5 protein-coding genes and 1 CRISPR repeat array are annotated in these 9,153 nt (G+C 72.2%); all 5 genes read left to right on the top strand.

Annotated features, from left to right (window positions below; translation table 11 throughout):
• Positions 1-308 precede the first annotated feature (308 nt).
• Positions 309-764: direct repeats of the CRISPR family, unit length 28 nt; unit sequence GAGCTACCCCCGCGGGCGCGGGGACGAC.
• A gap of 194 nt (positions 765-958) precedes the next feature.
• The 5 genes from cas3 (at position 959) to cas5e (ending at position 9,150) form a co-directional block, all read left to right on the top strand.
• Positions 959-3,856: a CRISPR-associated helicase Cas3' gene (cas3, locus tag AC07F0_RS35995; protein WP_478984148.1), complete on the top strand. Its 2,898-nt coding sequence runs from the start codon at positions 959-961 to the stop codon at positions 3,854-3,856.
• A 332-nt stretch (positions 3,857-4,188) separates the two neighbouring features.
• On the top strand, positions 4,189-5,880 hold the full coding sequence (casA, locus tag AC07F0_RS35990; RefSeq protein WP_478984146.1) for a type I-E CRISPR-associated protein Cse1/CasA: 1,692 nt from the start codon (positions 4,189-4,191) through the stop codon (positions 5,878-5,880).
• Entirely contained in the window at positions 5,877-7,055 is a 1,179-nt protein-coding gene (casB, locus tag AC07F0_RS35985; RefSeq protein ID WP_478984145.1) for a type I-E CRISPR-associated protein Cse2/CasB, read from the top strand. The genes casA and casB overlap by 4 nt, the downstream gene beginning before the upstream one ends.
• Before the next feature lie 119 nt (positions 7,056-7,174).
• Entirely contained in the window at positions 7,175-8,353 is a 1,179-nt protein-coding gene (gene cas7e, locus AC07F0_RS35980) for a type I-E CRISPR-associated protein Cas7/Cse4/CasC (protein ID WP_478984144.1), read from the top strand.
• A complete protein-coding gene (cas5e, locus tag AC07F0_RS35975; RefSeq protein WP_478984143.1) occupies positions 8,350-9,150 on the top strand; it encodes a type I-E CRISPR-associated protein Cas5/CasD in 801 nt (266 codons plus the stop codon). Before cas7e ends, cas5e begins: the two co-directional genes overlap by 4 nt.
• Positions 9,151-9,153 lie beyond the last annotated feature (3 nt).

Raw genomic sequence — 9,153 nt, 5'->3', positions numbered from 1 at the left:
GCAGCGAGCTTCCCCCGCGGGCGCGGGGACGACGCGCGGATCCCGCCCACGAACAGGTCCACCCGGGAGCTACCCCCGCGGGCGCGGGGACGACTGCCGGGCTGCCCGCCGCGTGTCCGCCCGCAGCGAGCTTCCCCCGCGGGCGCGGGGACGACGCGCGGATCCCGCCCACGAACAGGTCCACCCGGGAGCTACCCCCGCGGGCGCGGGGACGACTGGCGGATCCAGGAGACGACCGCCGTAGTGATCGAGCTACCCCCGCGGGGCGGGGACGACTCATCGAGGGCGACCGATTCGCCGTCCTGCGCCGAGCTACCCCCGCGGGCGCGGGGACGACCAGGCGAGCCGACCGGCCCACCCCGGGCCGCCCGAGCTACCCCCGCGGGCGCGGGGACGACGGTGGAGACCTTGGCCGAGGGAGACGCCGGCGCGAGCTACCCCCGCGGGCGCGGGGACGACACCACTCCCACACTGCCGGAGGGCGACGTGAGGGAGCTACCCCCGCGGGCGCGGGGACGACCCCGTCCGGATCTGTACGCCACCACAGTCAGGAGAGCTACCCCCGCGGGCGCGGGGACGACTCGGTGATGATGGCGCGCGGCCGCGGCTGGCCCGAGCTACCCCCGCGGGCGCGGGGACGACGGACCGGAGCATCGCGACACCCGGCATCGGCAGGAGCTACCCCCGCGGGCGCGGGGACGACTCCAGAGCCTGCCGGAACCTCTGATCCGGGAAGGAGCTACCCCCGCGTGTGCGGGGACGACGCTTGGTGAGCTGCGGTGACGCTACCAACTGCGTTTTTCATTCACCTGGGTTGAGCCGGAATAGGACCTGGCAGAGCCATGACCAGCGGGGTCTGCGTGCCGGTGTTGATGTCAGTGGCAGGGCCTATGGTGCCGGGACAGGGTTGGGGGGTTGCGTGGATCGTGGGGCTTCGGTCGTTGAGTTGATGAAGGCGATGGGGTTGTCGCCGGAGGCCGTTGAGCGGGTGTCGCGGCTGTGGGGGAAGTCGGCTGCGCGCAACGGCGGACGCACTCATCTGCTGCTGGGGCATCTGCTGGACACGGCTGCTGTGGCGGGGGTGATGTGGGACCGGTACGTGTCGGCCGGGTTGCGGCGGCGGCTGGATGAGATCAGCGGTGGCCGGGGGCGGCTGTGGTTGATGTGGGTGTGCGGCATCCACGACTGCGGGAAGGCGTGCCCGGCGTTCCAGGCCATGGACGCGGCCGAGGCCGCGCCGGTGCTGGCGGCGGGGCTGACGTGGGGGCGGCTGCCGGCGGGCCGGCACAAGCGGTGGCGTCATGACGTGGCCGGGGCCGTGCTGCTGAGGCCGCGGCTGGTGGCCGAGTGGGGCGGCGAGGAGGCCGCGGGCTGGGTGTGGCCGCTGGTCGCCGGACACCACGGGACGTTTCCGTCGGCCGCTGCTCTCAGCCCGCCGCGAGGAGCCCAGGGCCGGGGCGCAGCCTGGGAGGAAGCCCAGCGGGCGGTCGTGGACGTCTTCACGCGCGCCGTCGGCTTTGAGGACCTGGCGGCAGCGCGGCCTGTGGGTTCCCTGCGCAAGGCTGAACAGTTGGCGTTGTCCGGCCTGATCGTGATGGCGGACTGGATCGCCAGTGACAGCAGCCAGTTCCCGGGCCTGGCGGATGCCGGTCTGATCTCCTTCGCAGAGGCGCGACGCCGTGCGGAGGCGGCGTGGGAGCGGCTGCGCCTGCGCGGCGGCTGGCGGGACCTTGCCCTGCCGGAGAGTCCGCTGGATCCGCTGACTTGCCGGCTGGGCGTTCAGCCGCGGGCGTCGCAGCGGGAGCTGGTGGAGCGGGCGTGGTCGATGCCGGTGCCGGGGCTGCTGGTGGCCGAGGCACCCATGGGTGAGGGGAAGACGAAGGCGGCGCTCGCGGCCGCCGAGGTGCTGGCGGCGAGGTTCGGCCTGGACGGGGTGTTCGTGGCGATGCCCACCCAGGCGACGAGCGACCCGATGTACGAGCAGGTGCTGCAGTGGGTGCGCACCTTCGATGCCGAACTTCAGTCACAGGTCGCGCTCCTGCACGGCCGCCGGCGCTTCAACACCTGGTGGCGGGCCATCTGGGACGGCAAGCCGCGCCCGGACGGCGAGGGGTGTGGATGCGGGGACGAGGGCCACCACGACGCCACGGATATGGCCGACGACGACTTCGGCGCGATCGATGAGGACGCCGAGTACGGCATGGCGCCGGCTCGGCCTTCGGCAGACGAGGCCACCGGTTTTGGGGCGGACGGTCCGGCGTACTGGTTTCTGGGTGACAAGCGCGGTCTGCTCACCGCGTTCGCGGTCGGCACGGTCGACCACCTTCTGCATGCGGCGACCCGCACCCGGCACGTCATGCTCCGGTTCGCCGGGCTGGCCGGGAAGGTCGTCGTCGTGGACGAGGTGCACGCCGCGGATGTCTACATGCGGCAGTTCCTCGTCGAGGCGCTGCGCTGGCTGGGCCAGGCGGGGGTTCCGGTGGTGCTGCTGTCCGCGACGCTGCCGCCCGCTCAGCGCCAGCAGTTCGTCGACGCCTACCTGTCCGGCGTGCTGGGCACGGCGGATGTGCACCAGGGCGTGCCGGAGCCGGCCGGGTACCCGTGCGTCACGGTTGCCTACGGCGTCGACGGCCGGGCGGTCGCCGAGACGTCCCGCAAGGCGGTGTGCTCCTGGCGGGAGTCGGCGCCGGTGCGGCTGTCCTGGCTGCCTGATACGGACCCCGCTGGGACGCGGGTCGCGGCAGCCGTGCGCGAGGCTGTCGCCGGCGGAGGGGTCGCGCTGGTGGTGGTCAACCAGGTCGCCCGGGCTCAGGCGATCTACCGCGATCTGCGGGAGCAAGGCTTCGACGGTGTCCTGCACCTTCTGCACGCGCGGCTGTGCGCTGCCCACCGTGCGGATCGGACGGCCAAGTGCCTGCGTCTGATGGGGCCGCAGGCCGGTGACGACCGGCCTAAGCGCATGGTGGTGGTCGCCACCCAGCTGGCCGAGCAGTCCTTCGACGTGGACGCCGACGTGCTGATCACCGACTTGGCGCCCACCGATCTGCTCCTGCAGCGCATCGGCCGGCTGCACCGCCACAGCGGTACCCCTCGTCCGGCCGCACACCGCGTGCCCCGGGTAGTGGTCACCGGTGTAGCGCCGGGGAGTAACGGGGCACCGCGGTTCCTGCGGGCCTCGGAGCGGATCTACGGCCAGTGGTCGCTGCTGCGGGCGGCGGCCCTGGTCTCGGAGGCCGCGGGTGCGCTTACGGCCGCGGATGCGGGTGGGCCGGCGGCACCGGGGTGGAGCATTCCCGCCGACGTGCCGGATCTGGTGGCGCGGGCCTACGGCAACACAGGTATCTGCCCGGCGGGCTGGAACGAGGCCGGTGCGTGGGAGCGGTGGCAGGCGAAGGAACAGGCGCGGGAGAAGAGGGCCGAGGAGTACCTGCTGTGCCGGCGGCGGGAGTGGGCCTTCCCGACCCTGGAAGGGCTTCACTACGCCGGCAGCCGGGCCGCCTCCGAGGAGCAGCTCGACGCCGTCGTCCGGGACGGCGATCCGACTGTCGAAGTGGTCGTCATCCGGCGGTCCTCGGGCGGTTATCGGGCCGTGGACGGGACCTGGCTGGGGGTGCACGGCGAGGTGGACGACGACGAGGTGACCGACCGGCTCATGGGCGGCACCGTTCGCCTCCCTTCGCGTCTGACGGACGCCGCCCAGGTGGAGCTGGGCCCGCTTCCGGGGTGGGCCGGCCGGCCCTGGCTGCGATACCGCTTCGCGCTCGTGCTGGAGGAGGACGGCTCGAGGCTGCTGGGCACGGACCGGGTGTCGTACGACGACGTGCTCGGACTGGTCATCGAGCGGGGAACGAGGTGATTCGGCTGCGGAGCCGGGGCCGGGACCGCCTCACCCCCCGCGCTGCGGGGACAGCTTCTCCTGCTGAGCGAAGTACCAAGCGGGAACACCCCCGTTGTCGGGGAGGGCTCCGGCTCCACGAGCCGTGCGCAGAGTACCCGCTTCGCGTCGGGATCGCTGTGGTCCGGCCGATACCACCCGAGTTCGCCTGATCTGCTTGAAGTACCAAGCGTTGCCTGACACGCTTTCAGGGATCGATCGGGTCCAACTCCTCCTGAGAAGAGCGGAATTGGATCTGTCGATCAGTGTGTCCGGGGGGACGCGGGAAGGCCCGTACATGGAGGGGGACAGTCATGCTCAGCGAGGGAGACCTTGTCCACGATGGATGGCTCGGCGCCGTCGACCGTGACGGCGTCCAGCGGTCCGTCGGCCTGTTGGACGCGTTATGCGAAGCCCACACCGTGCGGCGTCTGGAGCTGCCGGTGCACACGATGCTGCCGGTGGTGCTCCGGCAGCTGCTGCTGCCGGTGGTGATCGACGCACTCGGGGCACCCCGCACTCGGCAGGAGTGGGGTGAGCGGTTCCACCGCGGCCACTTCGCCCAGGACGAACGGGATCGCCTCGCGCACTACCTGGGCCCCCGCTACGGGGCCCGGTTCCGCCTGTTCGACGAGGAGCAGCCGTTCGCCCAGGTCGCCGGCCTGGAGGCGTTGAACGGGGACACCAAGACGGCCGCCCAGCTGGTGCCGTCCGTGGCGTCCGGCAACAACGTGCCCCTGTTCAGCGCGCTCAGCGAGGCCGACGAGCTGCTGCTGACGCCCGGGGACGCGGCGCTGTGGCTGCTGCACGTGCACTGCTGGGACACGGCATCGATCAAGACCGGCGCCGTGGGGGACCCGCAGGCCAAGAACGGGAAGACGACCGGCAACCCGACCGGGCCGCTCGGTCAGCTCGGAGTGGTCGTCCCCACCGGGCAGACGCTGTACGAGACGCTGCTGCTGAACACGCCGATCCTGCCCGACGGGCTGGAGCCGGGGGACCGGCCGCAGTGGGCGTGGAACGAGCGCCCGGCCGGCCTGGGCTGCAAGTCGCCGGCCGAGGCTGCCTGGTCCGAGCGGCCGGCGACCGGTCTGCTCGATTTGCTGACCTTCCAGGCCCGCCGGATCCGTCTGATCACCTGCGACACCAGGCAGGGGTTGCGGGTGCACAGGGCGGTTGTGTCGGCCGGCGACCGGCTGGCGCAGACACCCGAGGCCGAGCCGCACACGGCGTGGCAGCACACCGCCAAGCCGAAGAAGGGCCAACCCCACCGGCGGCCGCGCCGGCACACCTCGGGCCGCGCCGCCTGGCAAGGGCTGGGAACGCTCCTGGCGATGACGCTGCCCGTGCAGGGCGACGGTCCCTACACCTCGCTGCTGCTACGCCAGATCGGAGACCTGCAGGGCGCTGGGGTGCTGTCCGGGCGGTATCCGCTGGGGGCGGAGACATCGGGTCTGGAGTACGGCACGCAGTCCGCCGTGGTGGAGAACGCCATCGGCGACGAGTTGCCCCTGCCGGTGAAGGCCCTGCTAGCTCAGGACGACTGGCTGCGAGAAGCCCTGCTGGAGTGCGTGGCGCAGGCGGACCAGGCCGCCCGGGCACTGGACGGTCTCAACAACGACCTGCGGCGTGCCGCCGGCGGCGACCCGCTGCCCCGTGACAAAGGCAGCCGGCCGTCCGCGCGACTCCTGCACAGCCTCGACGCAACCATGCGCCGCCTGCTCGCCGGACTGCGGACCGTCGACGAGGACAACGAGGAACTCCTGGAGCGCGCCCAGCTCGCCTGGGAGCAGTCCGTGCAGATCGCCGCCGACCGGGAGGCAGACCTTCTGATCGCGGCCGCCCCGCCGCGGGCCGTGGTGGGCCGCACGGTGAAGAACGGCGACAAGGAGTTCGTCTACCGCAGCGGCAAGGCCATCGGCGTCTTCCGGACGAGGCTCGCCGGCATCCTGACGCGGGCCGCCGAGGAACGCCGCGTCCAGCGCGAGGAGGCGGCCGCAGCATGACGACCACCAGCAGCACGCCCAGCGTCCGCTCCGCGGCGGGCCGGACCCGGCTTTTCTTCTGGGAGGAGACGGCCCGGGACTGGCAGTCGGCGCGCAAGGAAGGGCGGCGCCCGGAATTCTCCGAGTACGTCACACGGAACCTGCGGGCCCTGCGCGAGGGCGTCAACCGGGAGGCCGGCACCGACCCGTTGCTGCGGTCCGTCCATCGCGTCCCCCTGCCAGACGACGGCTGCGATCGCCTGCCGGACCGCTACGTCGCAGAGCACCACACGCTCACCCTGTTCGGGCTGCACCAGCATGCTGCGTCCGAACCCGTCCACCGACCGGATGTCGGTCTGGGCACTGCCTGCCTGCTGCTGCGCCGCAGCCAGGCGCTGACGCAGGCCGCCGTGGAGCGGCGGCTGATCGCGGCCGCGACCGCCCAGGACCGACACGAGCTGGTGCAGCACCTTCAGCGGCTCGTGCCGCTCCTGCGGCAGGCGGGCATCGGCCTGGACTACACCCGCCTGTTTCGCGAGCTGACCGCGTGGGACGGACCGGACCGCAATCGGGTGCTGCGCTCCTGGGGCCTGCAGTACACCGATCCCGGCACACCAACCCCAGAGGACGGGGAGAGCGCCGGCCAGGAGCGGGCGCCGTACTGGGTGACGTTCGACCCCGGCAGCCGCGATGCCGGAGCTGAACTGGCCGCGCTGCGTTCGGGCACCGGCCGCGAGCCGGGCACGGTCGCGACGATGTGGCCGTTCCACCGCACCCGTATGGCAACAGAATGGCGCAACAAGGGCTCCCTCACCCGGGACCTGGCGGCCGAGCACACCGCGCTCACCCTCTTCGCCCGCCACCAGCAGACCCACGACCGCCGGATGCACATGGCGGGCAACAGCCCGGGCACCGCCGCCGGCTTGCTCGTCCGCAAGGCTGCCGCGGACAGCGAAGGCAAGGCCGCCACCGCGGCGCTGGAGCGGCGCTTCGGCACTCTGCTCACCTCCGCTGACGCCGACGAACTCGCCATGCACCTGCGGTTGCTCGTCCCGCTGCTGAACCAGGCCGGAGTCGCACTCGACTACGACCTGCTCCGCACCGCACTGCGGACCTGGGACGACCCCCGCCGCCCGGACGCCGCAACCGCCTTTCGGCAGCGGTGGGACCGCGACTTCCACATCGCCTCCTCCTGACGTCACGCCGGGCAGACCGCCACCGCACCGGGCTCCCGGCCCGGCGCACCCGACCACATCAACCCGTCTTCCTGCCCGCCTGCTCGACAGGCGCACCCTCGCCTTCAAGGAGTCATGCCATGAGCCAGCCCACTCTCTTCGTTGAGGTTCACATCCTGCAGAGCCTGCCGCCGTCCAACGTGAACCGGGACGACTCCGGCACCCCGAAGCAGGCCGTCTACGGCGGTGCCCGCCGCGCCCGCGTCTCCTCGCAGGCGTGGAAGCGGGCCACCCGCACCGAGTACGCCAAGCACGTGCCGCAGGCCGACCGGGCCACCCGCACCAAGCGGATCGCCACCCTGCTCGCCCAGCGCCTAGCCCGCCCCGCCGCCGAGGGCGGCACCGGCCTCACCGGCAAGCAGGCCGACCGTCTGGCCACCGCCCTGCTGGAGCCGCTCGGCATCACCAAATCCACCAAGAAAGACGACCAGTCCGCCTACCTGCTGTTCTTCGGCAAGAAGCAGCTCGACGCCCTGGTCCAGCTACTCAAGGGCAAAGCCGCCGAGCTCGCCGACCTGCCCGACGACGACCTCAAGAACGAGGTGAACAAGCTCGCCGTCGTCAAGACGCTGTCCACCGGACACCCGGCCGAAGTCGCCCTGTTCGGCCGCATGGTCGCCGACCTGCCCGCCCTGAACGTGGACGCCTCCGTCCAGGTCGCGCACGCCCTGTCCACCCACGCCGTGCGCACCGAGTTCGACTACTACACCGCCGTCGACGACGAGAACACCGACGACCACGGCGCCGGCATGATCGGCACCGTCGAGTTCAACTCCTCCACCCTGTACCGCTACGCCGTACTCGGCGTGCACCAACTGCGTGACAACCTCACCGACGCCGAAGAGACCCGCCAGACGGCGGTCCGGTTCGTCGACGCGTTCGCCCGGTCCATGCCGACCGGGCATCAGAACTCCTTCGCCCACCGCACCCTGCCCCACCTGGTGCTGCTGACGATCCGCGCCGACCAGCCCGTGAACCTGGTCTCCGCCTATGAGGAGCCTGTCACGGGAGTCACCGGCCTGGCCGGCGAATCCGTCGTGCGGCTCGCCGACGAGCTCAAGGCGGTCGGCGAGACCTGGGGCGACGAGCCGCTGCGGACCCTGGCCACCTATACCGCCGAAGGCGACAAGATCACCGAGGTCTTCGGTTCCTCCCTGCCCTTCCCCGCCCTGCTGGACTCCGTCGACGCCCTGGTCGGGCAGTGGCTCGCCGACGGCGAGATCGCGTCCGTCGAGACCGCTCAGGCCGGCGCCCGATGACCGGCACCGACCACGCCGTCCTCGTCCTGCGGCTGGCCGCTCCGCTCCAGTCCTGGGGCGGCCCGTCCCGCTACAACCGGCGCGAGACGCGTCCCCAGCCCACCAAGTCCGGCGTCCTCGGCCTCCTGTCGGCCGCCGAGGGCCGCGACCGTGAGGCCCCTCTTACCGACCTTCTCGGCCTGCAACTCGGCGTCCGGGTGGACCAGCCCGGCACCCTGCTGCGGGACTACCACACCTACAGCGACTACCGCGGGCTGCCGCTGCCGTCGGCCAAGACGAACGCCAAGGGACAGCAGACCAGGACCGCCCCGCCCAAGTACACCGGCGTCACCCAGCGCTTCTACCTCCAGGACGCCGTCTTCGTCGCTGCCCTGCGCGGCCCGAAAGCCCTGATGCAGGGCCTGGAAGAAGCCGTCCGCAACCCCGTTTTCCCGCTCTGCCTCGGCCGCCGCTCCTGCCCGCCCACCGGACCCGTCAGCCTCGGACTCCGCACCGACACGGCGCTGGAGGAAGCCCTGGGAGAAGTGCCGTGGCAGGCAGGCAGCCACCGCCGCCAGCAGGCCCGGAGCGCCACCGTGTCCCTGGAGGCAACCATCGAGGACCCGACCGGTGGCCAGCTCGCCGTCGACGTCCCCGACACCTACGACCTCAAGACCGGGACCCGGTTCGGCCGGCGCGCCGTCCGTCACCTCTGGGTCACCGTCCCCACCGGCCGCACCCAGCCGGCTCACTCCACAGCGGACACCGGCACTACTGGACACTCCGACCACGACCCGTTCGCCCTCCTGGGCTGGTGACCA

The organism is Streptomyces sp. NPDC045955, from assembly GCF_056430805.1.
Note: the sequence above shows the minus strand (reverse complement) of the source record. Positions and strands in the feature narration are given on the sequence as shown.